23 protein-coding genes, 1 pseudogene and 1 riboswitch are annotated in these 22897 nt (G+C 64.5%); of the genes and pseudogenes, 16 read left to right on the top strand and 8 right to left on the bottom strand.

Going from position 1 to position 22897, the window contains the following annotated elements; translation table 11 throughout:
* Positions 1–14 precede the first annotated feature (14 nt).
* Complete coding sequence (locus QM748_RS19595; RefSeq protein ID WP_415248655.1) at positions 15–920, top strand: XdhC family protein; 906 nt, start codon at positions 15–17, stop codon at positions 918–920.
* 102 nt (positions 921–1022) lie between these two features.
* Here the strand turns inward: QM748_RS19595 and QM748_RS19590 are convergent, their stop codons facing one another.
* The gene (locus QM748_RS19590; RefSeq protein ID WP_415248654.1) at positions 1023–1916 is read right to left on the bottom strand and encodes a LysR family transcriptional regulator; all 894 of its coding nucleotides are present in this window, start codon (positions 1914–1916) and stop codon (positions 1023–1025) included.
* Positions 1917–2302: 386 nt separating this feature from the next.
* Between QM748_RS19590 and QM748_RS19585 the strand changes: the two genes are divergently transcribed.
* The 5 genes from QM748_RS19585 (at position 2303) to QM748_RS19565 (ending at position 8255) form a co-directional block, all read left to right on the top strand.
* On the top strand, positions 2303–2899 hold the full coding sequence (locus QM748_RS19585) for a nucleotidyltransferase family protein (protein WP_415248653.1): 597 nt from the start codon (positions 2303–2305) through the stop codon (positions 2897–2899).
* Between the two features lie 227 nt (positions 2900–3126).
* Positions 3127–3948 (top strand): 2Fe-2S iron-sulfur cluster-binding protein, encoded by an 822-nt coding sequence (locus QM748_RS19580; protein WP_415248652.1) that lies wholly within the window; start codon positions 3127–3129, stop codon positions 3946–3948.
* Complete coding sequence (locus QM748_RS19575) at positions 3935–4927, top strand: FAD binding domain-containing protein (RefSeq protein WP_415248651.1); 993 nt, start codon at positions 3935–3937, stop codon at positions 4925–4927. Before QM748_RS19580 ends, QM748_RS19575 begins: the two co-directional genes overlap by 14 nt.
* 12 nt (positions 4928–4939) lie before the next feature.
* Entirely contained in the window at positions 4940–7126 is a 2187-nt protein-coding gene (locus QM748_RS19570; RefSeq protein WP_415248650.1) for a xanthine dehydrogenase family protein molybdopterin-binding subunit, read from the top strand.
* 103 nt (positions 7127–7229) lie between these two features.
* Positions 7230–8255, top strand: coding sequence for an XdhC family protein (locus tag QM748_RS19565; protein ID WP_415248649.1), 1026 nt, complete (start codon positions 7230–7232; stop codon positions 8253–8255).
* An 11-nt stretch (positions 8256–8266) separates the two neighbouring features.
* On the opposite strand, the gene QM748_RS19560 is transcribed toward QM748_RS19565, so the two are convergent.
* The gene (locus tag QM748_RS19560; RefSeq protein ID WP_415248648.1) at positions 8267–8620 is read right to left on the bottom strand and encodes a winged helix-turn-helix transcriptional regulator; all 354 of its coding nucleotides are present in this window, start codon (positions 8618–8620) and stop codon (positions 8267–8269) included.
* A gap of 105 nt (positions 8621–8725) precedes the next feature.
* On the opposite strand from QM748_RS19560, the gene QM748_RS19555 reads away from it, so the two are divergent.
* Together QM748_RS19555 and QM748_RS19550 are read left to right on the top strand one after the other, a co-directional pair.
* Positions 8726–9739 (top strand): zinc-binding alcohol dehydrogenase family protein, encoded by a 1014-nt coding sequence (locus QM748_RS19555; RefSeq protein ID WP_415248647.1) that lies wholly within the window; start codon positions 8726–8728, stop codon positions 9737–9739.
* 35 nt (positions 9740–9774) lie between these two features.
* Entirely contained in the window at positions 9775–10506 is a 732-nt protein-coding gene (locus QM748_RS19550; RefSeq protein ID WP_415248646.1) for a putative quinol monooxygenase, read from the top strand.
* Between the two features lie 95 nt (positions 10507–10601).
* Here the strand turns inward: QM748_RS19550 and QM748_RS19545 are convergent, their stop codons facing one another.
* Genes QM748_RS19545 through QM748_RS19525 form a run of 5 tightly spaced genes read right to left on the bottom strand, consistent with a single transcriptional unit; the run spans position 10602 to position 13745 of the window.
* A complete protein-coding gene (locus QM748_RS19545) occupies positions 10602–11219 on the bottom strand; it encodes a histidine phosphatase family protein (RefSeq protein WP_415248645.1) in 618 nt (205 codons plus the stop codon).
* Complete coding sequence (locus QM748_RS19540) at positions 11220–11552, bottom strand: DUF190 domain-containing protein (RefSeq protein ID WP_415248644.1); 333 nt, start codon at positions 11550–11552, stop codon at positions 11220–11222. It abuts the gene before it with no gap.
* A 14-nt stretch (positions 11553–11566) separates the two neighbouring features.
* Entirely contained in the window at positions 11567–11935 is a 369-nt protein-coding gene (gene crcB / locus QM748_RS19535) for a fluoride efflux transporter CrcB (protein WP_415248643.1), read from the bottom strand.
* A gap of 23 nt (positions 11936–11958) precedes the next feature.
* Complete coding sequence (locus QM748_RS19530; RefSeq protein ID WP_415248642.1) at positions 11959–12354, bottom strand: hypothetical protein; 396 nt, start codon at positions 12352–12354, stop codon at positions 11959–11961.
* Positions 12351–13745 carry a voltage-gated chloride channel family protein gene (locus QM748_RS19525; protein WP_415248641.1) on the bottom strand — a complete coding sequence of 465 codons (1395 nt, stop codon included), beginning with the start codon at positions 13743–13745 and terminating at the stop codon, positions 12351–12353. The genes QM748_RS19530 and QM748_RS19525 overlap by 4 nt, the downstream gene beginning before the upstream one ends.
* 46 nt (positions 13746–13791) lie before the next feature.
* A riboswitch (Fluoride riboswitch) is annotated at positions 13792–13864 on the bottom strand.
* Between the two features lie 119 nt (positions 13865–13983).
* Between QM748_RS19525 and QM748_RS19520 the strand changes: the two genes are divergently transcribed.
* From QM748_RS19520 to QM748_RS19510, 3 genes are all read left to right on the top strand, one after another.
* Entirely contained in the window at positions 13984–14526 is a 543-nt protein-coding gene (locus QM748_RS19520) for a Chromate resistance protein ChrB (protein ID WP_415248640.1), read from the top strand.
* Positions 14527–14541: 15 nt separating this feature from the next.
* Positions 14542–15348: an endonuclease/exonuclease/phosphatase family protein gene (locus QM748_RS19515; protein ID WP_415248639.1), complete on the top strand. Its 807-nt coding sequence runs from the start codon at positions 14542–14544 to the stop codon at positions 15346–15348.
* 80 nt (positions 15349–15428) lie between these two features.
* On the top strand, positions 15429–16688 hold the full coding sequence (locus QM748_RS19510) for an MFS transporter (protein ID WP_415248638.1): 1260 nt from the start codon (positions 15429–15431) through the stop codon (positions 16686–16688).
* Between the two features lie 39 nt (positions 16689–16727).
* On the opposite strand, the gene QM748_RS19505 is transcribed toward QM748_RS19510, so the two are convergent.
* On the bottom strand, positions 16728–17633 hold the full coding sequence (locus QM748_RS19505; protein WP_415248637.1) for a LysR family transcriptional regulator: 906 nt from the start codon (positions 17631–17633) through the stop codon (positions 16728–16730).
* Positions 17634–18002: 369 nt separating this feature from the next.
* Between QM748_RS19505 and QM748_RS19500 the strand changes: the two genes are divergently transcribed.
* The 5 genes and pseudogenes from QM748_RS19500 (at position 18003) to QM748_RS19480 (ending at position 22419) form a co-directional block, all read left to right on the top strand.
* Positions 18003–19166, top strand: coding sequence for an MBL fold metallo-hydrolase (locus QM748_RS19500; RefSeq protein ID WP_415248636.1), 1164 nt, complete (start codon positions 18003–18005; stop codon positions 19164–19166).
* 39 nt (positions 19167–19205) lie between these two features.
* A complete protein-coding gene (locus tag QM748_RS19495) occupies positions 19206–20492 on the top strand; it encodes an NTP/NDP exchange transporter (protein WP_415248635.1) in 1287 nt (428 codons plus the stop codon).
* Positions 20493–20502: 10 nt separating this feature from the next.
* Positions 20503–21231, top strand: a complete 729-nt coding sequence (locus tag QM748_RS19490) for an NADPH-dependent F420 reductase (protein ID WP_415248634.1) — start codon at positions 20503–20505, stop codon at positions 21229–21231.
* Positions 21232–21327: 96 nt separating this feature from the next.
* Positions 21328–21405, top strand: a pseudogene (locus QM748_RS19485) (twin-arginine translocation signal domain-containing protein); the annotation flags it as partial.
* Between the two features lie 63 nt (positions 21406–21468).
* Positions 21469–22419: an aldo/keto reductase gene (locus QM748_RS19480; protein WP_415248702.1), complete on the top strand. Its 951-nt coding sequence runs from the start codon at positions 21469–21471 to the stop codon at positions 22417–22419.
* Positions 22420–22897 lie beyond the last annotated feature (478 nt).

The following is a 22897-nucleotide window of genomic DNA, read 5'->3' as shown; positions in this document are numbered from 1 at the left end:
GAGGTTGCCCCAACGTGCCAAGTGCACCGTTCCCAGCACCGGCTACCCTGACCGACGACAGTGCAACGATTCTTCGCTTCGCGGCGGACAGCTTTTCTGAAGGCATCGCGGTTGCGCTGGTCACGCTGGTCGGTGTTCGTGGCGGTGCAGCCCGCCCGCTGGGCTCCCAGATGGCGGTGCGATCCGACGGTCGGTATTGCGGCTTTGTGTCGGGCGGATGCGTGGAGGCGGCTGTAGCGGCCGAAGCCATGCAGGCCATTGCGTGCGGCCGGGACCGGCAGGTCGACTTTGGCCGCGACTCCCCGTACTTCGACATCGTTCTGCCATGCGGCGGCGGGATCACGCTGCACATCCATCTCGTGCGCTCTTCCTCGCCCCTGGTGGCGGTGCTGGAGGCGCTGGAGCAACGTCAGCCTACCGGCTTGCGCCTGGACTTCGCCCGCGAGGATGTGACTTTCCTGCCTCACCGGGTTGCAACTGGACCAAGCAACGCGGGCTTTGACGTCGGCTATCGGCCTCGCACGCGGCTCGTCATCTACGGTCGTGCCCTCGAACTCGAAGCCACAGCGAAGCTCGCGCGAGCCACGAGTTATGACGTCCATGCCCACCCGGACTGCGACGCAGCACTGGCAGCCAGACTGATCGATGCCGCCACGGCAGTGGTGCTGCTGTATCACGATCTGGATCAAGAGCTGCCCGCCCTGCGCGCGGCCTTGGACGCGGAGCCGTTCTACATCGGGGCGCTGGGCAGCAGCCGGACACACCAAAGAAGGTGCCAAGCGCTCATTGAATCCGGCTACCGCGAAGCGGACATCATGCGAATCAAAGGACCGATCGGCCTCTTTCCCAAAGCACGCGACGCTGGCTCGCTCGCCATCTCGGTCCTCGCGGACGTGGCTGCGGCGCGCGGCGAGGCTTGAGCCGGATTCGCCAGCGGCCCGAAAGACCTGCTGCGCCACGACAGCGCCCGTTCGCGAGGCAAGCGCCGCTGTCCCGACGCATGACGGTTCGCCGCAAGCCGGCTAGCGCTTCGCGCGCAATGCGTCGATCAGGACCTGCATCGCCCGCGATGTCTTGCGCTGTCGGGCGTAGAACAGGTGGTAGCCTGGAAACTTACGCCACCAGGGTTTGAGCACCGGCAGGAGCCTGCCGGCTTCGATGTGCGGCCGCGCCAGGTCTTCGGGGACATAGGCCAGTCCGAACCCCGACACCGCCGCGTTCACGAGCTGGTAGAAGCCGTTGAAGATCATGCTCCCACCCACGTCCACGTTCATCTCGCGCTGCCCGCGTTTGAGCTGCCACAGGCAGAGGTTGCCCTGCGTGGCGATGCGCAGATTGATGCAATCGTGATGGAGCAGATCCTCCGGCTGCGTCGGCGCGGGCCGGGTGGAAAGGTACGAGGGGGAAGCGACGATCATGAACTGGAGGTCCGGCCCGATGCGAACGGCCGCAATGTCCTTACCGAGTTCTTCCGCCAACTGCACGCCAAAGTCATACCGACCCTGGACGATATCGCTGAATGCGTAGTCGACGCTGAGTTCGACCCTGATCTTGGGATAGGCCGGCAAGACTTTCGCCAGCTTGGGCCAGAGCAGCGTATCGATGGCGTGGTCCGAGGCTGTGAAGCGGATGGTGCCGCTGGGCTCGCTGCCACTCTCTGCCACGGAGCGCAGTTCGGCCTCGATGTCCCGCATTCGGGGAACAACCACCTTCAGCAGCCTTTCCCCGGCCTCGGTCACCGACACGCTGCGCGTGGTACGGGTGAGCAAGCGAACGCCGAGACGCGCTTCCATTTCACGGATCGTGTGGCTGAGCATCGACTGCGACATGCCCAGCGTGGCCGCCGCGCGGGTGAAGCTACGCTCCTGCGCAACGGCCATCAAGGCAAGAAGGTCGCTGTAGTGCTCTCGGGCCATTTATCGATCCTGTACATGGATGAATCGATACTTTACCAATTGGATGCTATTTCGTCGCTACCATTCTCCGAACTCGCATAACGCGGGCGGGCGGGCTGCGCAGGAGAAAACCCTCGCATACCCTGGAAGGCTGCCCGCCGAGCCAGTCCGATTCCTTGGCCTCACAAAGCGATTTATCAATCTCGCTCATGGTCGCATGCACGCCGACGCGCATAACCCTCCAGAATGGCGGGACTAAACTTCGTGCGGCTTCTCGCCCTACATGAATTTTCGGGGGCTGCGAGCACCTTGGTCGGTCTGCCCGCGTCGTCGCCAATGGCGGCCGTCGGCACCCTCCGGCTCCCGTCTTCCCAGCACCCCTTTGAGCAATCGTCGGCAGATCACGAATGGACGCATTGGCTTGCCAGCATCGCCCGGCTTCTTCATCGCCCACCGTCATCGTCCTTGCCGCAGGGCGCGGGGAACGCTTTCTCGCCTCGGGCGGTGTGGTTCATAAGCTGGACACGCTGCTGGAGGGCGAGTCGGTGCTTGAGCACGTGCTCGGGGCGGTCAAGGCGTCAGGGCTGCCGTGGCATCTGGTGCGCCCGGCGGGCGGGACCGCGGGGATGGGGGACTCGATCGCATTGGGCGTGAAGGCCACAGCCATTGCCGCAGGGTGGCTGATCCTGCCCGGCGACTTGCCGCTGATCCGCGCTGAGTCACTTCGCCATGTGGCGCTCGCGCTCAATGAACATCCCGTGGTGGTGCCTCACCATCGCTACCGCCGGGGCCACCCGGTCGGCTTCCGACGCGAATGCCTGGCGGCACTGCGGACATTGACGGGGGACGCAGGAGCGGCATCGGTGGTGCGCACGTATCGCGACCGGGGCCGGGTCCTGGATCTATCGCTGGACGATCCCGGCATCGCATTCGACGTGGATTCCCTGGACGATCTGCGTGAAGCCGAGCGCCTGTTGCGGATGCAAGCGCAGATGGTCGGCTGAGCCCTGTTCGAAGGGGGGCGGTGTCACCCTCCAGATGGCGGCCATTTCCGGGCCAATCGCGGGCTATCTATCACTGGGATTCATGGAAGCCTTCGCTTTCGTGAATCCCTGCGTGGGTCATTGTTGGCTAGATTGTGGAATTGCTGGAACCTCGCACCGAATGCCTCCGCTCGCCGGAGCAGCCATACCGCCACAGCATCTCGTGCCTCCAGAAAGGATAACCCCACATGACCCACGATGTAGAGAATGAGTCGGCTCCTCAGTTGAGCGCCGACGAGGCCGCTCTCTTGCGAGAGATGCCCGAACTGGATGGTGTCGGCCAGTCGCGGCGCACCTTCATGATCACCTCGGCTGTCGGCAGCCTCGGCCTGTTTGCGAGCAATCTGCTTGCCAAGGAAGCCGCGCTGGCGGACCTGCCGCTGGCCGCCGACGCGGTGAGCGCGCCCGTCAAGGCGCAGAACGTGGTCAAGGTGGCGCTTCAGATCAACGGCGCGCCACAGACCCTCGAACTGGATTCGCGCGTCGTGTTGCTCGATGCACTGCGCGAGCGGCTGGGGCTGACCGGCTCGAAGAAGGGCTGCGACCAGGGCCAGTGCGGCGCCTGTACCGTGCTGGTCGATGGGCAGCGCGTCCTGTCGTGCCTAACCCTTACCGCCACGCTCGAAGGACGCGAGGTGACCACGATCGAAGGACTGGCTCAGAACGATCAACTGCATCCGGTCCAGGCCGCCTTCATCAAGCATGATGCCTTCCAGTGCGGCTACTGTACGCCGGGGCAGATCTGCTCTGCCGTCGGGGTGCTGGGCGAAGCCCGCCGCGGCGACGTGAGCCATGTGACGGCGGACGTTCGCAAAGGCAATGCGAGCCTGTCCGACGACGAGATTCGCGAGCGCATGAGCGGCAACATCTGCCGCTGCGGCGCCTACCCGGGCATCGTCGCCGCGGTGCAGGAAGCCCACTCGGGCCGCCAGAGCGCGCAGACCTGGGGGTTCGCAACCGAGACGCAGCTCGCATCCGTGCGCAAGGAGGACGGCCATGAGACCGTTTGAGTACGTGCGCGCCGCCGATGCCGCCAGCAGCACCGCCGCCGTGGCGGCGGTGGCCGATGCCAAGTTCCTCGCCGGCGGCACCAACCTGGTGGACCTGATGAAGGAGGACATCGAGCGGCCGAGCCGCGTGGTGGACATCCGCAGCCTGCCGCTGCGGGAAATCAAGCGCTCGCGCGCCGGCCTGTCCATCGGAGCGCTGGCGACCAATACCGAGACAGCGAACCACCCGCTGATCCGCGAGAACTACCCGCTGCTGACCCAGGCCATCGTTGCCGGCGCCTCCGGGCAACTTCGCAACATGGCGACCAATGGCGGCAACCTGCTTCAGCGCACGCGCTGCAACTACTTCTACGATACGGCCACGCCCTGCAACAAACGCGAGGCCGGCAGCGGCTGCGGTGCCCGCGAGGGCCTGAACAGGATGCACGCCATCCTCGGGTGGAGCGAATCCTGTGTCGCCACCTATCCCGGCGACATGGCCAATGCCTTGTATGCGCTGGGGGCCAGCGTGCGCGTGCGCGCACCGGATGGCCGTGAGCGCCTGATCCCGATCGCCGAGTTCCACCGGCTGCCCGGCGACACGCCACAGCGCGACAACACCCTGGAGCACGGCGAGCTGATCCTGGCGATCGAACTGCCGGTCGCGGCCGCCGATTTCGCGCGCAACGCTCACTACCTGAAGGTGCGCGACCGCGCCTCCTACGCCTTTGCCATGGTCGCGGTCGCCGCGGCCCTCGATCTGGACGGCGGCACCATCCGGCAGGCCCGTGTGGTGCTGGGCAGCGTCGCCCACAAGCCCTGGCGCAGTGCCGAGGCAGAGGCGGCGTTGACAGGACGCCGCGCGACCGAGGCGACGTTCCAGCAGGCGGCTGCCGCCGCGCTGCGCGATGCCCGCCCGCTGGCGCACAACACCTACAAGGTAGAACTGGGCCAACGATCCATCGTCCGCGCGTTGATGCGTGCGGCGCGGTTGGCTTGAAGGAGGATCGTCATGGCACGCTATCTGGGTAAAGAAACCACCCGCGTCGATGGGATCGCCAAGGTCACCGGAAAGGCCAAGTACACGGCCGAGTTCCAGGTGCCCCACGTGGCCTACGGCTTTCTGGTGTTGAGCACCATCGCCAAAGGCCGCATCACCGCCATCGATACCCGCGAGGCCGAGCAGACTGCCGGTGTGGTGCGCGTCTTCACGCACTTGAACGCCGGCCGGCTGGGCAAAGCCCCCGCAGCCGGCGAGCTGCCGCAGTGGTCCTGGCCGCTGCAGTCGGACCGGGTCTTCTTCAACGGCCAGCCGATCGCGCTGGTAGTGGCCGAGAGCTACGAACAGGCACGCCACGCGGCGCGGCTGGTCAAGGTGGCCTACCAGGCCGAACCGCACAATACCAACCTGGAGACGGTGCTCGACAGGGCTCAGCTCGATTCCAGGAACCCGAAGCCCCGCGGCAATCCGGCTGCTGCATTGCAGGCAGCGCCCGTCAAGGTCGAGGCCGAATACCGCATCCCGATCAACCACCACAACCCCATCGAGCCGCATGCGGCAATCGCCTTTTGGGAAGGCGATCAGCTCACGATCTTCGACAAGACCCAAGAGGTCTACAGCGTGCAGAAGCACCTGGCCGAGGGTTTGGGCGTGCCGGCCGACAACATCCGTGTGGTCTCGCCCTTCGTCGGGGGCGCCTTCGGCGCTTCGCTCAAGCCGAACTACTACCCGTCCCTGACCGCCATGGCCGCGCGCGAGCTGAAGCGGCCGGTCAAGGTCGTGTACACGCGCACCCAGATGTTCACCGGACACGGCTATCGGCCGCACACGGTGCAGAAGGTCACGCTGGGCACGGATGCGCGCGGCAAGCTGCAGGCACTGGTGCATGAGGCGTTTCACAACACGTCCTCGTTCGAGCCGTTCTCTGACGCAACGACGCGCTTCGTCACCCAGGTCTATGCCTGTCCCAACCTGAATGCCCCGCTCAAAGTCGCAGCCGTCGATCTGGCCACGCCGACCTGGATGCGTGCGCCGGGGGCCGTCAGCGGCATGTTTGCCCTGGAAAGCGCAATGGACGAGCTGGCGTATGCGCTGAAGATCGATCCGCTCGAACTGCGCCTGATCAACTATGCCGAGGTCGATCCCGACAGCGGCAAGCCCTTCTCCAGCAAGGCCCTGCGCGAGTGCTACCGCCTGGGCGCAGAGAAGTTCGGCTGGAAGAACCGCAATCACGAGCCGCGTTCGATGCGCGACGGCAAGTTGCTGGTCGGCTGGGGCATGGCCAGCAGCGTCTGGGGGGCGATGCAGATGCCCGCGAGCGCGCGCGTGACCTACCGGGCCGACGGCACCGCGAGCGTGGCCAGTGCCACCAGCGACATCGGGCCGGGCACCTACACCGTCATGACCATGATCGCCGCCGAGTTTCTCGGCCTGCGGCTGGACCAGGTGCACTTCGAGCTGGGCGACACGCGCCAGCCCAGGGCACCTGCGCAGGGCGGCTCCTGGACGACATCGAGTGTGGGCTCGGCCGTGCGCGGCGCGGCCTTGACGATCACGGCCCGCTTGCTGGAGCTGGCCAACCGCGATACCGGCTCGCCGCTACAGGGCGTTGACGCTTCGAGTGTGGAAATGCTCGACGGCCGGCTGCGCGTCAAGAACGAACCTGCGCATTCGGTCGAGATCGCCGAGGTCATGCGACGCACGGGCACGACGGAGATCACCGAGGTTTACGATTCCAAACCCTCCCCCGAGCGTGAGAAGTACGCTTCTCTGGCCCATGGAGCGCAGTTCGTGGAGGTGAAGGTCGACCCGGACCTGGGGACGGTGCGCGTCACCCGCGTGATCGAGATCACCGCCTGCGGCAAGATTCTCAACCCGCTGGCCTCGCACAGCCAGGAGATCGGCGGCGTGGTCTGGGGCATCGGCATGGCGCTGGAGGAAGCGACCGAGATCGACCATCGCACCGGCCGCATCGCGAACGCGAACCTGCAGCACTACCACGTGCCCGTGAACGCCGACATCCACGCCATCGAGACGATCTTCGTCGAGGAAGACGACACCATTGTCAATCCGCTGGGCGTCAAGGGCATGGGCGAGCTGGGCATGGTGGGCATTCCGGCGGCCATCGCCAACGCGGTCTTCCACGCCACCGGCAAACGCATCCGCGATCTGCCGATCACGCCGGAGAAACTTTTGTAGGCCCAGAGGCGGCCTTCGCGTCGGCCATCGCATGCGCAGTTGTCTTTCTGCCGCGGCGTGAGCTGGCGCGCAGGCGCGGCTGCCGGGCATGGAGGACAGCAGCGTGGAGAACATTGACGTCATGGTTCTGCGAGCTGCCCGCGACTGGCGTGCGGCCGGCCAGCGGGCACTGCTCGCGACCGTGGTAAGAACCTGGGGCTCCTCGCCTCGCCCCGTGGGTGCCATGATGGCCTTGCGCGAGGACGGACGCGCCGTCGGCAGCGTCTCCGGCGGGTGCATCGAGGACGACCTCATCTACCGATATACCAAGGCCCATGGCGGCGCCGGCCTGCCAGATGCCGGCACCGAGGTCGTGCGCTACGGTGTGACCGCGGACGAGGCCCACCGATTCGGCCTGCCTTGCGGAGGAACGCTGGAACTGGTGCTGGAGTTCATGCCTTCGCATGACGCGCTTGCCCAACTGGTTGGTCGGCTCGAAGCCGGGGAACTCGTGCGCCGCGTGGTGGATCTGGCCGACGGCAGCGTCCAGTTGGAGCACAGCGCTGCGCCCGAAGCGCTGCACTGCGACGGCGCCCGGCTGGCCAACACCCTGGGTCCGGGCTATCGCATGTTGTTGATCGGTGCTGGGGCGCTGGCCGAGTACGTGTCCACGATGGCGCTGTTCAGCGGGTTTGCGGTCACGGTCTGCGATCCGCGCATCGAGTACCTCAGCACGTGGTCGGTTCCGAGCGTGCAGACGGTCTCCACCATGCCCGATGATGCCGTCGTCGAGTTCCGGCCGGATCAGCGCAGTTGCATCGTTGCGCTCAGCCACGACCCCAAGCTCGACGACCTGGCTTTGCTCGAAGCGTTGCACAGCCCTGCGTTCTACGTCGGTGCCATCGGCTCGCGGCGCAACAACCAGGCGCGGCGGGAACGCCTGATCGAGCACTTCGGCGAGACCGAACAGTCTTTGCGCCGGCTGCGCGGGCCGATCGGGCTGTACATCGGCAGCAAGACCCCGGCCGAGATCGCCGTGAGCCTGATGGCGGAAATCCTGGCGGTCAAGAACGGCGTCCAGGTGCCCAACGAGATGTCGATCGCATGGGCCAAGGAACATCGAGAGCCAGCAACAGCGCTAGCGCGATAGGTACGCGCGGCTCAGGCGTCAGCGCGGGCCGCCCGCAGGTTGTCGTCGCCCCATTTGCGCAGCGCCAGCAAGATCGGGCGCAAGCTCTTGCCCATCGGGGTAAGGCTGTATTCCACCCGCGGCGGCACCTGGGGATACACCTGCCGGTGGACCAGGCCGTCGTCCTCCAGCTCGCGCAGTTGGTTGGTCACCATGCGCTGCGTGGCGCCAGGCACCCGTCGGCGCAATTCGTTGAAGCGCAGCGTCCCATCGTTCAGGAGATGCCAGAGGATCACGCACTTCCATTTTCCGTTGAACAAGCCGACAGCCGCCTCGACCGAGCAAAGGGGCTGGTCAGCGTTGGACGTGCGGGTTGTCTGATCCATTTCACAGTACCTTTTTCGACACTATGTGCGTTTTTTGTGCGTATTGACGAAAAACGAGCTTAACCGAATCATTCGACATGTGAAACAGATATGAGGAGCCGGCCCATGAAGGCGGTTGGATACACGCACACAGGACCCATCGAGCGCGAGGACGCGCTGATCGACTTCACCCTGCCCAAGCCGACCGCGTCGGGCCACGATCTGCTGGTCGAGATCAAGGCGATCTCGGTCAATCCGGTGGACTACAAGATCCGAACCTGGATGGCGCGCGATGCGGGCCATCCCCGCGTGCTGGGCTGGGATGCTGCGGGCACGGTGGTTGAAGTCGGGCCTCTGGCCGAGGGCTTCGCCGTCGGCGACCGGATTTACTACGCGGGCGACCTGAATCGCCAGGGCACGAACGCGCAGTTCCACCTCGTGGATGCGCGCATTGCCGCGAAGGCGCCGGCGTCGCTGTCTGATGCCCAGGCCGCCGCCTTGCCATTGACGACCATCACCGCATGGGAGGTTCTGTTCGACCGTCTCGACGTGACCCGTCGCGTGCCTGGGGCGGCCGGTGCAGGGGTCATCATCGGTGCCGCGGGCGGCGTCGGCTCGATGGCGATCCAGTTGCTGCGCGCTTGCACCGACGTGACGGTGATCGCAACGGCCTCGCGTCCCGAGACCCGTGCATGGTGCCTGGAACTTGGCGCGCACCATGTCATCGACCATGGCCGGCCGCTCACCCCGCAGGTCGAGGCACTTGGCATCGGCGCACCAGGCTTCGTCTTCTCGACCGCCGACTCGGCTGGCTACCGTGACCAGGCCATCGAGTTGCTCGCGCCGCAGGGACGGTTCTCCTTCATCGACGATCCCGAGCGCTTCGATGTCATGCCTTTCAAGGGCAAGTCGATCTCGGTGCACATGGAATCCATGTTCACTCGCCCGACGATGAAAACGGCCGATCTTGGCGCTCAAGGCGACCTGCTGCGCCGGGTGGCCGAGCTGATCGACCAAGGAAAAATCCGCAGCACGCTGACCCAGACGCTGGGCCGCATCGATGCGCAGACCCTCAAGCAGGCCCATGCCCTGCTCGAAACCGGCAAGGCGCACGGGAAGATCGTGCTCGAAGGCTTCTGACCTCTGCGAACAAACGGCACATTGAGCAAGCACTGATGACACTACTTAGACCGATATTCGCTGCACTGGTCCTGGCACTGACTTCGGCAATCCAACCTGCAGCTTTTGCCCAATCACCCGGAGCCGGTCAGGCCACCCAGGACAAGACGGTCAACATCTGCGCACTGATGAAGCCCAAGCAAGGACAGGCCGATGCGCTGCGCCAGTCGCTGCTTGCGCTGGTGACGCCGACCAGCAGCGAGGAAGGCCACATCAGCTACAACCTCTTCGAGGAAAACAATGGCTCGATCTTCCTGCACGAGGTATGGCGCTCGCAGGAGGACCTGGAGAGGCATTTCCAGAAGCCGTACATCAAGGACTTCGTGAGCAGGACCAGCACCCTGCTGGACGGAGAAAACGAGGCACACTTCGGCCGGGTGATCTCCAGCCTGAGCAACGCCAAGTTCAGCGAGCGCGATGCCCAGCAGCCCGGCGCCGTGCACATTTGCAGCATCAAGCGGCCCCGGCCTGGCAAAGCGGACGAGCTTCGCCAGGCGCTCCTGTCGCTCGCGCAGCCCACCAGCCAGGAAGAGGGCTACATCACCTACAACCTCTATGAGGAAAAGGACGGCTCCCTGTTCCTGTACGAGGCATGGCGATCACGCGCAGACCTCGACGCGCATTTCCAGAAGCCCTACATCAAGGACTTCCAGGCCAAGGTCGGTGCGCTGGCCGAGCGCAACGATGTCCGCTTCGGCAAATATATTCCCGCGAGTCCGGCGCACTAACGGGCTCGGTCAACTGCTGCGCAGCCGCACCGCGGTGCCGGCTCACGCCATCATTGCCGCCGGCATCCTTGCACGCACCGATCTGATCGGCCCGGTCAGCCCGTACCCCAGGTGTGGTGGTTGTCATTCATGCGATGCAGCGTGAAGAGCTGGGCCTCAACAGCGATCTCGTTGATGCAGCATGGCTCCTGCTTCAGACGCCAGTACCGTGACAGGGGCAGGCCCAGGCTGTGCAGCAGCAAGACACGATTGATGCTGTCGTGGCCGACGAGAACGACCGTCTGGCCCCGGTGCTGGCGCAGGACGATGTGCAGCACGTTCATCGCGCGAACCAGCACGTCCGCCAGTGTTTCGCCGTTGGGAATCCGTGCCAGATCGGGTGCCTCGAACCAGGTACGCAGTTCCTCGGGCCATCGGGCGCGCACTTCCTCATGCGTGAGCCCCTGCCACAGGCCGTAGTCGGTATCGGCAAGGTCATCCAGGGGGCCGGGCTGTACGCCGGTGACTCGGCCAATGGCCTCGCCCGTATGGACGCATCGCGAAAGCGGGCTGGTGTAGATGGCATCGGGCTTCCAGCCCTGGGCGACCCGCCTGCCGAGCGCTTCGGCCTGACGTTGACCGAGTTCTGACAGCGGCAGCTCCGCACGCCCTCGGAATCGTTCGGGGGCAATCCAGTCCACATGCCCGTGGCGGGTCAGGATGATCGTCGTCATTCAGTTGTCCTCCTTCGCCTTGCGGCCGATACGCCCGTACTCGACAGGCACTTTCACGTAGGTCAGGTCGATGTCCTCTTGCGCCAGTGCCTCCATCAGTCCTTCGCACACCCGCTCATCCACGGATACCGTGACCGCCAAAGGCTGATCGGCCAGCTCGAAGAAGTGCGCTGAATGGAAGCGGCCGACGTGATCGAAGCCTTCGGCCCCGCCGACGAGCGTGCCGCCGACAGCACCGTGGTCCTTCGCGAACTGCAAAAGCCAGTCACCGATGGGCGTGTGTCCATGCCGGCGGTCCTGCGCGGTGAAAAACGTCAATTGATAGCCTTTCATGTGGAACTCCTTGGTTACGAATGACGGGTAAACGATGCGGACAACATGCCGAGCGCCGTCATCGCGAGCGATCCGCCCACGTGCAGTGCCAGCATGCCGGCCGACCAGCCCAGACGGCCGTCGCGCAGCAGTGTCAGCAACTCGGCCGAGAAGGTAGAAAACGTGGACAGGCCGCCAGCCAGCCCGGTGATCACGAACAGTCGCCAGGTCGGGGACAAGCCTGGCGCCATGCCGAAGTACGCGATGGCAAACCCCACGATGTAGGCCGCGGTCAGATTGGCAGCCAGGGTGCCCATGGGAATCGACGGCACCAGGGCATTCATCGCCAGGCTCAGGCCGTACCGCAATAGGGCACCGATAGCCGCACCGATGCTGATGGCCAAGACCGCGTATACGCCTCCCATCGTCAGCCGCTCCTGGCCGCGTGCCCGTGCGCAGCTCTCTTGTGCGCGAGCGGTATTTCGCACAGGAACAACACGGCATGCACTTTGTTCAGTTCCTCGGCGTGCTCCTGCATGAACTCGCGCAGCCGTTGCTCGGTGTCCAGCAACTCCAGGCATTCCGGGTGTCGCATGCCGGTCAGCTCTGGATGCTGGTGCGACATCCGCTCTCCGGGCAGGTAGCCCGAACTGACCCGATGCAGCATGGCCTGCAGGATGTTCGCCTTCTTGGCGACCGTCAGCAGGTGCTGCGCCAACGCCGGGGCGCTCAGGTGATGCCAGAAGCGCGTGACCTTGGCACGGGTTGCGGTCGGAAAGTACAGCCGCAGCGCAGCAATGGTCGAGGACGTGTCTGTTTTCATTCAACGCTTTCCTTGGAGACAGGGGGCAATGCCGCAGGATCTGCGGTCGGAGACTTCGAGGTTTCGCGGCGCTTCTTGAGGAAGGCGGCAAGATCGGCAATGCGCAGGTCCTCTGGGACAGCGGCCCGGTGCCGGCGGTGCTTGCTGTGGCCCACACGCTGCGCGTGGTAGATGCCGGTGTGGCCGGAGAACAGGTAGGCCGTGACGCAGCCGATGGCCGCCAGCGGGCCGATCTCGGCACCGAACAGTTCCATCGCCATCAGGGTCGTCGCAATCGGGGTGTTGGCCGCGCCGGAGAACACCGCGACGAAGCCGATGCCGGCCATGAAAGCGAACGGCATGTGCAGGATCGGCGCCAGTGCGTTGCCGAGGGTGGCACCGATGTAGAAGAGAGGCGTAACCTCACCGCCCTTGAAGCCGGTGCCCAACGAGGCGACCGTGAAACCGAATTTGCCCAAGAAATCCCACGGCTGCATCGGTTCCTGGAAGGCCCGCTCGATCTCCGGGATGCCCAAGCCGATGTATTGGTAGCCATCGAGCGCCCACACCGCGCCGGCGATGACGATGCCGCCGGCGAATGGCCGCAGGGGCGCATAGTGGATGAGCCGCTTGACCCGCGCACCGAGCGCGTGGGTAGCGCGGGCGAACAGCATGCCGACAATGCCGAACACGATCCCGGCGAGCACAACCGCCACCACGCTCCAGGCACCGACGGGCACGATCTGCCCGATCGCGTAGTGGGCGTGGTGGACACCCCAAGCCAGGCACACCTGGTCGGCCACGATGCCCGCCACCATGCACGGGAACAAGGCGTCGTAGCGCATGCGCCCGATGGCCAGGATTTCCAGCCCGAACACGGCGCCGGCCATGGGCGTGCCGAACACCGACGCGAAGCCTGCGGCAATACCGCACATCAGCAGGATGCGGCGGTCCTCATGTTCCAGGCGGAACACATGGGTAAGTTGGTCGGCCAGCGCGCCGCCCATCTGCACCGCCGTGCCTTCGCGCCCCACCGACGCGCCGAACAGGTGCGACACGACCGTGCCGCCCAGCACCAGGGGCACCATGCGCAGGGGCACCACCTTCTTCGGGTCGTGAATCTCGTCGATGATGAGGTTGTTGCCCGCGTCCACCGTCTTGCCAAGCAGGTGGTACACGAGCCCCACGCCCAGGCCGGCTACCGGCAGCAGCCAGATCACCCAGGAATGGGACTCACGCCAGGCCGTGGCCTGATCCAGGGAAACGAGGAAGAAAGCCGAGGCGCTGCCGGCCAGGACGGCAACCACACTGGCAATGACAAGCCACTTGCCCAGGTAGGGCAGCAGCTCAAGCTGTTCAAGACGGCGATGAGGCATGGGTAGGTTCGCTCGAAATCCATCGGGCTGACCCATGCAAGAGATGTGGACGCGAACGCCTACAGCCCCGACAAAAGGTCAGGTGGCTGTAGGCGTCATCAGCAGCGAACGCTGCGGTTTGGTTCCCCAGGAGGAACGCCATCTCCAAGTGCCACTATACCGTTTCGTGACGAAACGGTCGAGAACTGTTTCAGGAAAATCCTTCCGCCCGCACATCCAGGATCACCTTTTAATTCATATTGAATGTTACGGTCGTTTCGTTTACATTGAACTGATGAAAGCGCAAAACTGGCTGTTGCTCACCTACAAGGTCCCCGCCGAACCGGCGAAGAAGCGCATTGCCCTGTGGCGCAAGCTCAAGGGCATGGGCGCCATCTACCTGCAGAACGGCGTGTGCCTGCTACCCAAGACCGACGATCACACCCGCCGGCTCAAGATCATCGAGAACGAGATCAACGAGATGGCCGGTGAGTCGGTCTTGCTCGAAACCATCGCGCTGGACAAGGCCCAGGAAGACAAGGTGGTCACGCGCTTCAAGGCCGACCGCGACGAGGAATACGTCGAGTTCATCGACAAGTGCGCCGACTTCGAGGCCGAGATTGCGAAAGAGACGGCCGCGAAGCACTTCACCTACGCCGAGCTGGAAGAAAACGACGTCGATCTAAAAAAGCTCCAGACCTGGCTGGAGAAGATCCGCAAGCTCGATTTCTACGTCGGCACGCGCGCCACCGAGGCGGCTGAACGCCTGGCGCAATGCGAGGCGCTGCTCGACGCCTATGCCCAGCGCGTGTACGAGGCCCAGGACGAAAACCGCTGATCCCTGGAGCTTCGGATGCCGCTGACCGTACTCACCTACAACACGCTGTTCGCCGGCCGAGACGGCGCCGACGAAGCACGCGCCCGGGCACAGATCGGCCTCATCAACGAGGTGCGTCCCGACGTGTTCCTGATGCAGGAGGCCAAGGGCTTCGACGCCAACGGTGGCGCCTGGTTGCACGCACTGGAGCACGCCATCGACATGCGCGGCTTTCTGGCCGTTGCGCCACGCACCGGCCAGAACCTTGCCATCTTCATCCGCGCGCCGCTGCGCCCGCTGACCTTCGAGGCGGACAGCGCGCATTTCCACCATGCGCTGGCGACGCTGCGGGTTGCTGTGCCAGGTGTCGAGACGCCCGTCACCTTCATCAGCGCGCACCTGTGCCCCAACGGCCCCGAGGTACGCCGGCGCGAGGCGGCTTACCTCGCGGTGCAGGCCACGCCGGACAAGCTGACGCTCATCACGGGCGACTTCAATTCCGCCTCGCCGCACGATTCCGAACCGGCAGACTGGCCCGCACTGGCGTCGCATCACCGTGCCCGCTATCTGGCTGATGACCTGCAGGGCATCGACCGCAGCGTGCTCGCGCACCTCGAAGCGGCTGGCTGGGTCGATGTGGGCCACCGGCTTGGTGGGTCGGCAACGCCGACCGTGCCGACGGCGGCCTACCGCGCCGCCGAGTTCGCCACCATGCGCTGCGACTACCTGCTCGCTTCCGCGGCGCTGGCACGTACCGCGCAGCATTACGAGGTGCTGCGCACGCCCGCCACCGATACGGCTTCCGATCACTACCCGGTGCTGGCGCGCTTCGAGCTGCCCTGATGCGAAGCGTCGCCGATGTTGCCACCGACCTTGGCCGCGCGGCTGCGCCTTCGGCCCTGCAATGAAGACCGGGAGATGCTATGCACGATGCCCAATCTGACCAAGCGAATGCCGGTCCCGCGCCGGGCTGGCTCAACCGCACGGTGGCTGGTGCCGGCATCACCAGTGCGCTCGGCGACTTCTGCTACGAAACAACGACCGTCATCCTGCCCGGCTTCCTCGCAGTGCTGGGCGTGCCGGCCGCGGCGCTCGGATTGATCGAGGGAGCCGCCGATGCCCTGGCCAGCTTCACCAAGATGGTGTCGGGCTACATTGCCGACAAGCTCGGCCATCGCAAGGCGCTGGTGCTGGTCGGCTATGCGCTCACCCCCATCGGCCAGGTTCTCATCGCGCTGGCCGCGGGCTGGCCGCTGCTGCTGATCGGGCGGCTGGTGTCCTGGTTTGGCAAGGGGCTGCGTGGGCCGCTGCGCGACGCCATCGTCATCCAGGCCGTGTCGCCGCAAACGCGCGGCCGCGCGTTTGGGTTTCATCGCGCGGCAGATACCGTCGGCGCGGTCGTCGGGCCGCTGCTGGGCGTGGCCGTGCTCGGCTGGGCGCAAGCGCTGCATTGGAGCGACACCGCAAGTCCATTCCGGCTTGTGCTCTGGCTGTCGGTCATTCCCGGCGCCCTGGCAGTGCTGGCCTTTCTCTTGCTGGTCAACGACCCACAGCAATCATCCAACCCTGGTCTACGTTTTTTTGGGACGCTGCGTGCGCTGCCCGCACGGTTCAAGCGTTACCTTGGTGCGGTGGGCTTGTTCGGCCTGGGCGACTTCTCGCACAGCCTGCTGATCCTGGCCGCCACGCAGTTGCTGACGCCAACGCTGGGCGTTGTCCGAGCAGCCCAAATTGCCGGACTGCTGTATGTCGGCCGCAACGTGGTGCAAGTGCTCGCCTCCTACCCGATTGGTGCCTTGGCAGATCGTATGGGCTCGCTGCCGCTGCTGGTCGCAGGGTACGGGCTGGGCGCGGCGACCGCCGTACTGGCCGCATTGGCGTTCTGGACTGGCATTGACAGCCTGCTTCTGCTCGCCGTGATCTTTGTGATTGCGGGGTTGTATGTCGCCGTGCAGGAAGCACTGGAGTCCACCGTCACCGCCGACATGGTGGAGCCTGGGACACTGACGATGAGCTATGGGGCTCTCGGAACGGTCAACGGTACAGCCAAATTCGTGTCGAGCGCGGTGGTGGGCTCGGTGTGGACCTTGATTTCACCCACATTGGGATTCGGCCTTGCCGGGATCACAATGTTCTTCGGAGCGATCGCTCTGCTGTGCGTGGTACGAACGTCGCGAGCCTGAAAGAACGAGCCTTTGCCGGCCTGTCGGGCGAGCCATGTTCTACGGTTCGTAGCGAAGCGCCGCGATGACCAGTGCCATCGCTCCCGAAGGCTGGCGCCGGCTGGGGTAATAGAGATGAAAGCCGGACCAGAGGGGACACCAGTCTTCCAGCACAGGAACCAGGTGCCCGGCTTTCACGTAGGGCTGGGCCAATTCCTTCGGGACATAGGCCACACCCAGCCCGGCAACCGCTGCGTCCAGGCAGTCGTAGACGCTGTTGAAGGTGAACTGTCCATCGACATGGACGTTGACTTGCCGGCCGGCCTTTTCAAACTCCCAAGCCCATAAATCGCCGTGGGTCTTCAGGCGAAAATTGATGCAGTTGTAGTGCACCAGATCGCCCGGGCGCTGCGGAATGGTGTGGTCATTGAAATGCCGCTTGGTGGCCACGACCGTGAACTGAAGATTGGGGCCAATGCGTGCCGCGATCATGTCTTGCGCGACGGACTCTCCAAGTCGCACGCCAGCATCGAACTTTCCTGCTGCCAGGTCCACGAACGCCGTGTCGGCAAATAACTCGATCTTGATGTCGGGGTACTTGGCGATGAACTTCTTGAGCCGGGGCATCAACACCAGGCGGATGGCGTCCTCGGGCGCGGTGATACGTATCGACCCCACCGGGCGATCACGCAGCTCCGACACCGTCGTCAGCTCCGCATCGATTTCCTCCAACTGCGGCGCGACGGTCGCCAAGAGCCGCTCGCCTTCTACCGTCGGCGACACGTTGCGCGAATTGCGCTCCAGCAGGCGTGCTCCAAGCCGCTTCTCCAGCGATCGCACCGCATGACTCACCGCCGTCTGTGACAGCCCCAACTGCGCAGCCGCTCGGGTGAAGCTGCGCTCGCGGGCGACCGCCACGAAGGCCGTCAGGCCCCGGAACGAGTCACGAAGTAGGTTCTCCTGCATGATCTATGAATTCTCTTCATCCTAGTATTGAGACCTTACCACTGCATTGCTGGTTTCGCATCTGTGTTCTTGAGGGCAGGCACAGACAGCTCCAGGTCATCGATACCCTATGCAAAGCCTTTGAGCAGCTCGCGTTCCAACGGATGCTTGGCTAAATGATTTATCAAGATCATTCATGGCTGCATTCATATTAAGAGGCTGCATACAGGCAATCATCGGGACACAATTAGAAAGCCTGACGTCCGACTGAAGGCCATCCGATCGGTTCGCGGTTGGGTGAAAGCGCGCCACGGCATGCCGTCCCCGCGACCAAGGGGCTTCTGAGCGGCCAGAGCCAACCCGATCCATCCAGTGCCCGTGCAGGTTCACATGAAGAAACGTTGGCCCCGAATCCTTTTATCACTGGCAGCGCTTTTGGTTGTCACCGCAGTCGCTGCAGCCGCATTCCTGCAGCACCCCCTGTTCGGACAACTGCCGGAGGGCAACCGACTGTCCCAGATACAGCACTCCCCCAACTATTCCGGGGGAATCTTCGTGAATCAGATCGACACCCCACTGCAGACCACGGACCAGTCGGAGCTTTCGATGCTCCTGGAGCGATTCCAGCCCGAGAAGGGTCATCCCCGCCCTCCGGGTCCGACGCCTGCCGTGAAGACGGACATCAAAGCGCTGGACGTGAAGCAAGACGTGGTGGTCTGGCTGGGTCATTCCTCGTACTACGTGCAACTGGCCGGTCAGCGCATCTTGATCGACCCGGTGTTCAGCGAGAACGCGGCCCCCATACCGAGGGCGAACCTGGCATTCGAGGGCACCAGCCTCTACACGGCGGATGATTTTCCCGATATCGACTTCCTGCTGATCTCCCACGATCACTATGATCATCTCGACTATCCAACCATCGTGGCGCTCAGAAACAAGATTCGCCATGTGGTCGCGGGATTGGGCGTCGGAGCCCACTTCGAGCGCTGGGGCTACCCCGCCAGCAAAATTCACGAGGCCGACTGGTACGACCAGCTCTCGTTGGCCGCGGGATTGACGATCCACGCAACGCCGGCTCGCCACTTTTCCGGGCGCACCTTTGACCGTGACCGTTCGCTTTGGGTCGGCTATGCGCTGGTGTCTTCCGAGCATCGTCTCTTCTTTAGCGGCGACTCGGGCTACGCGCCGCATTTCGCAGAGATCGGGCGACGACTCGGCCCGTTCGATTGGGTGACGGTCGACACAGGCCAGTACGACCCGCGGTGGGCAAATGTCCACATGAACCCCGAGCAGGCGGCACAGGCCGCCGAGGACCTGCGCACGAGGGTGCTGACACCAGGACATGTGGGTCGATTCTCGATTGCCCCGCACGATTGGGATGACCCGTTCAAGCGCATTGCGGCCGCCGCGCGAGGGCGCAGCTACGCCCTGTGGACGCCGGAGATCGGCCAACCGATCTACCTGGATGGCCGCGCCCAATCCTTCGTCGCATGGTGGGAGAGCAATGCAGCGAACACACAGCGCCGAGTCGCTACGGGCTCCGAGGAGGAATAGGTAGTGAAGCCTTCCTCCCCGCCCGTATGGCAGCGTCTGGTGAGCGTGCACCCGGAAGAAGCGCCAGCCGTCCTGTGGTCGATGCTGTATGTCATCGCGCTGTTCCTGGCGTACTACGTGCTGCGCCCCATCCGCGACGAGTTGGGCGTGGCCGGTGGCGTGCAAAACCTGCCGTGGCTGTTCACCGGCACGTTGTTGGCGATGCTGGTGGCCAGCCCCTTGTTTGCGCTGGCGGTGCGCAGCCTGCCGCGCCGGCAGTTCATCGCCGTGGCCTACCGCTTCTTTGCGGTGAACCTGGTGCTGTTCGCGCTGCTGCTGCATTTCACCGATCCGCAGTGGCAGGTATGGGTGGGCCGTGCCTTCTTCATCTGGGTCTCGGTGTTCAACCTGTTCGTCGTGTCGGTGTTCTGGTCCTTCATGGTGGATCTCTTTGACAGCGAGCAGGGCAAGCGGCTGTTCGGGCTGTTCGCTGCCGGCGCCACGGCGGGCGGTCTGCTGGGCTCGGCCATCACGTCCGGGTTGGTCGAGCACCTGGATCGCTCCTGGCTGATGGCGATCGCCATTGTGTTCCTGGAATTGGCGGTGCTCGCCTCGCGCCGACTGTCACGCATCGCGCCGGCGTTCCAGCACGCCGCGCGGCGCGACAACAACGCGGATCAGCCGCTGGGCGGCGGCATCTTCGCGGGCATGGTGCACACGCTGCGCTCGCCCTATCTGGGCGGGCTGGCGATCTTCATCCTGCTGTACTCGGTCACCTCGACCTTCCTGTACTTCCAGCAGGCCAGCATCGCGCAGGCCTCGTTCCCCGACCGGGCGGCCCGCACGGCGTTCTTCGCCAACATCGACCTGATCGTCAACGCGGTGACGCTGGTGTTCCAGCTCTTCATCACGGGCCGGATGATGGCGACCGTGGGCATCGTGGCGACCCTGTGCGTGCTGCCCCTGGTGAGCCTGCTGGGCTTCGCGGCCCTGGCCGCCAGCCCCAGCGTCGCCGTCATCGTGGCCGCGCAGGTGGCCCGGCGCGTGGCGAACTTCGCGCTGGCCCGGCCCGCCCGCGAAATCCTGTTCACCTCCAGCGCCCGCGAGGATCGCTACAAGGCCAAGAACTTCATCGACACCGTGGTGTACCGGGGCGGTGACCAGATCGCCAGTTGGGGCTATGCGGGCCTGATGGCCCTGGGCCTGACCCTCGCGCAGATTCCCATGATCGCGGTGCCGCTGTCGGCCGTCTGGCTGGGCCTGAGCGTCTGGTTAGGGCGGACCCACCAAGCGCAGGAACAGCAAGAACCGCAGCCGGACAGTCCCAACACTCTCTCGCCCGATTGAGGACGTGACCATGAAGCCCTCCCGCCGCTCTGTTCTGAAAGCCTTTGGCGTCCTGGCCGCCATGCCTTGGCTCTTCCCAGCGAGCCGCGCCTTCGCGGCCACGCCGATGCGCATCGGCGTGATCGGCGCCGGCTCACTGGGCGGCACCGTGGGCCGACTATGGGTGAAGGCCGGGCACGAGGTGATGTTTTCTTCGCGGCATCCCGCGCAACTGGAAGCCATGGCCCGCGAGCTGGGGCCGCGTGCTTCGGTCGGGCAGCCGCTGAAGGCGGCCGAATTCGGTACGGTGCTCTTGCTGGCCGTTCCCTTTGAGGCGCTGCCCCAGGTCGGGCGCGATCTGCACAGCGCCTACCGAGGGAAGATCGTGCTGGACTCCACCAATCCCTGGGGCGCGAACAGCGCCGACGTGTACCGCGAGGCGCGCGAACTGGGCGTTGCTCAGACCGTCGTGAAGTACATGCCAAGTGCGCGGCTGGTACGCGCGTTCAGCGCCGTGGACGCCACGGTGGTCGAGACGTCGGCCTCGCGGGTCGGCGGGCGCATCGGGATGCCGCTCGCCAGCGACGACGCGGACGCCATGAAGGTGGCCGAGGAGCTGGTGCACGACGCCGGATGCGATCCGGTCATCGTCGGCAACCTGGTGGCAGCGGCTTCGTTCCAGCCCGGAGGACCAGGATTCCGTGCCCATTTGGGCGCCGCTGAACTACGCCGCCGTCTCGGCCTGGCGGCCGCGAGCTGAATGGCAAAGCCGCCGACGAACGCAGCAGCCATGCATGCCTTCAGGCATGCGTGACAACCGAATCACGACGTTGCCAGTCATAGAAGGAGATTTTTGATGGTATCCCGACGCAACTTCATTGCAGGGCTTGGCGCAGTCGGCGCAGGCGTCGCTTTGGCCCAGCCCGTCTTCGCCAGCCAGGCATCCGGTACATCCGGGCCCGGCCCGTCTCCCACCACCACCCGAACGAGGAACTCCATGAAAACCGTGCCACTAGGAACGACCAACAGGCAGGTGCCCAACATCATCGCGGGCATGATGCGCATCGCCAGCCTCACCGACGAACAGATTCGTACGCTCTACGCAACTGCGCGCGAGGCGGGCATCAACTTCTTCGACCACGCCGACCTCTATGGCTTCAACCACCCTGGCGGCGGCACCCATTTGTGCGAACGCCGGTTCGGCGAGGCGCTCAAGCTCAGCAGTTCCGAGCGCGAACAGATCATCCTGCAGACCAAGAGCGGCATCGTCGACAAGCCGTGGCACTACGACCAATCGTATGAGCACATCGTGGGGGCCGCCGAGCGTTCGCTCAAGGCGCTTGGCACCGACTACATCGACGTGCTCTTGCTGCACCGGCCCGATGCGCTCGTAGAGCCGGAGGAAGTCGCCCGCGCGTTCGACCACCTGGAGTCCAGCGGGAAGGTTCGCATGTTCGGGGTTTCCAACCACACGCCCCGTCAGATCGATCTGCTCAAGACTGCGGTGAAGCAGCCGATTGTTGCCAACCAGATCCAGCTTTCGGTGACGCATTCGCCGATCATCGCGCAGGGCCTGTCGTCGAACATGGCCGGACAGAACGATTCGATCACCCGCGATGGGGGCGGCATCGTCGACTACATGCGGATCAACAAGATCACCCCGCAGGCGTGGTCGCCGTTCCAGAAGGGCTTTCAGGACGGGGTGTTTTTCGACTCGCCCGACTACCCGAAACTCAATGCTGAACTCAACCGGCTGGCCAAGAAGTACGAGGTCACCCCCAGCGCCATCGCGGTCGCCTGGATCACCCGCCACCCCGCGGGCTTCCAGGTGCTGCTGGGAACCACCACGCCCAAGCGCGTTGTCGAGGCTGCGGCAGGCTCCAACATTCCGCTCACTCGCGGCGAATGGTACGGGCTGATCCAAGCAGCCGGTCACAACGTTCCTTAAGTAAGCAAAGTGGAGCGTGTCGGTCCGCACAGCGTTTTCGTCGGCCGACACGCTGCACTCTCTGAACTGCGCACGCGATTCTTCGCCTTTGCTGCGGCCACAGATACGGTCACCGGCGGCAGCCGCCGCTCATGTATCCCGCGGCCTTGCAGAGCAGCAGGTGTATCGGCAGTGCCGCCATGACCTTGGAGGCTTGAAACAGTTCGGATATTTCCGTTGAAGTATCACCCCTACTAATTAGTACAGCTAATAGGCACTTTAAGCGGTAATTAGGTATTCAACGGTCTCGAATTTTGGAACACTCGGTGAATGGTTCCTTTTGCAGCCAGCGTTTGCAGTTCCGGGTACACGTTCCGCTTTGTTGACGCTGGATACGGGGCGCCAGCAAGCGCCATAGGGAAGCGCTTCGACAGAAGGCGCTCTTTGCATACCTCGATTGCCATACGTAAGGCACTGTCGAGTATTCACTAGGAGTGCA

The organism is Thauera sp. (genome assembly GCF_047601425.1).
Taxonomy (GTDB): Bacteria; Pseudomonadota; Gammaproteobacteria; order Burkholderiales; family Rhodocyclaceae; genus Thauera.
The sequence above is the reverse complement of the archived record's forward strand: the minus strand, read 5'-3'. Positions and strand labels throughout refer to the sequence as shown.

Coding starts and splice junctions, on each gene's coding strand:
- QM748_RS19590 (WP_415248654.1), bottom strand. CDS start 1,916: ATGGCCCGAGAGCACTACAGCGACCTTCTTGCCTTGATGGCCGTTGCG.
- QM748_RS19585 (WP_415248653.1), top strand. CDS start 2,303: ATGGACGCATTGGCTTGCCAGCATCGCCCGGCTTCTTCATCGCCCACC.
- QM748_RS19580 (WP_415248652.1), top strand. CDS start 3,127: ATGACCCACGATGTAGAGAATGAGTCGGCTCCTCAGTTGAGCGCCGAC.
- QM748_RS19575 (WP_415248651.1), top strand. CDS start 3,935: ATGAGACCGTTTGAGTACGTGCGCGCCGCCGATGCCGCCAGCAGCACC.
- QM748_RS19570 (WP_415248650.1), top strand. CDS start 4,940: ATGGCACGCTATCTGGGTAAAGAAACCACCCGCGTCGATGGGATCGCC.
- QM748_RS19560 (WP_415248648.1), bottom strand. CDS start 8,620: ATGGATCAGACAACCCGCACGTCCAACGCTGACCAGCCCCTTTGCTCG.
- QM748_RS19555 (WP_415248647.1), top strand. CDS start 8,726: ATGAAGGCGGTTGGATACACGCACACAGGACCCATCGAGCGCGAGGAC.
- QM748_RS19550 (WP_415248646.1), top strand. CDS start 9,775: ATGACACTACTTAGACCGATATTCGCTGCACTGGTCCTGGCACTGACT.
- QM748_RS19545 (WP_415248645.1), bottom strand. CDS start 11,219: ATGACGACGATCATCCTGACCCGCCACGGGCATGTGGACTGGATTGCC.
- QM748_RS19540 (WP_415248644.1), bottom strand. CDS start 11,552: ATGAAAGGCTATCAATTGACGTTTTTCACCGCGCAGGACCGCCGGCAT.
- QM748_RS19530 (WP_415248642.1), bottom strand. CDS start 12,354: ATGAAAACAGACACGTCCTCGACCATTGCTGCGCTGCGGCTGTACTTT.
- QM748_RS19525 (WP_415248641.1), bottom strand. CDS start 13,745: ATGGGTCAGCCCGATGGATTTCGAGCGAACCTACCCATGCCTCATCGC.
- QM748_RS19520 (WP_415248640.1), top strand. CDS start 13,984: ATGAAAGCGCAAAACTGGCTGTTGCTCACCTACAAGGTCCCCGCCGAA.
- QM748_RS19515 (WP_415248639.1), top strand. CDS start 14,542: ATGCCGCTGACCGTACTCACCTACAACACGCTGTTCGCCGGCCGAGAC.
- QM748_RS19510 (WP_415248638.1), top strand. CDS start 15,429: ATGCACGATGCCCAATCTGACCAAGCGAATGCCGGTCCCGCGCCGGGC.
- QM748_RS19505 (WP_415248637.1), bottom strand. CDS start 17,633: ATGCAGGAGAACCTACTTCGTGACTCGTTCCGGGGCCTGACGGCCTTC.
- QM748_RS19500 (WP_415248636.1), top strand. CDS start 18,003: ATGAAGAAACGTTGGCCCCGAATCCTTTTATCACTGGCAGCGCTTTTG.
- QM748_RS19490 (WP_415248634.1), top strand. CDS start 20,503: ATGAAGCCCTCCCGCCGCTCTGTTCTGAAAGCCTTTGGCGTCCTGGCC.
- QM748_RS19480 (WP_415248702.1), top strand. CDS start 21,469: ATGAAAACCGTGCCACTAGGAACGACCAACAGGCAGGTGCCCAACATC.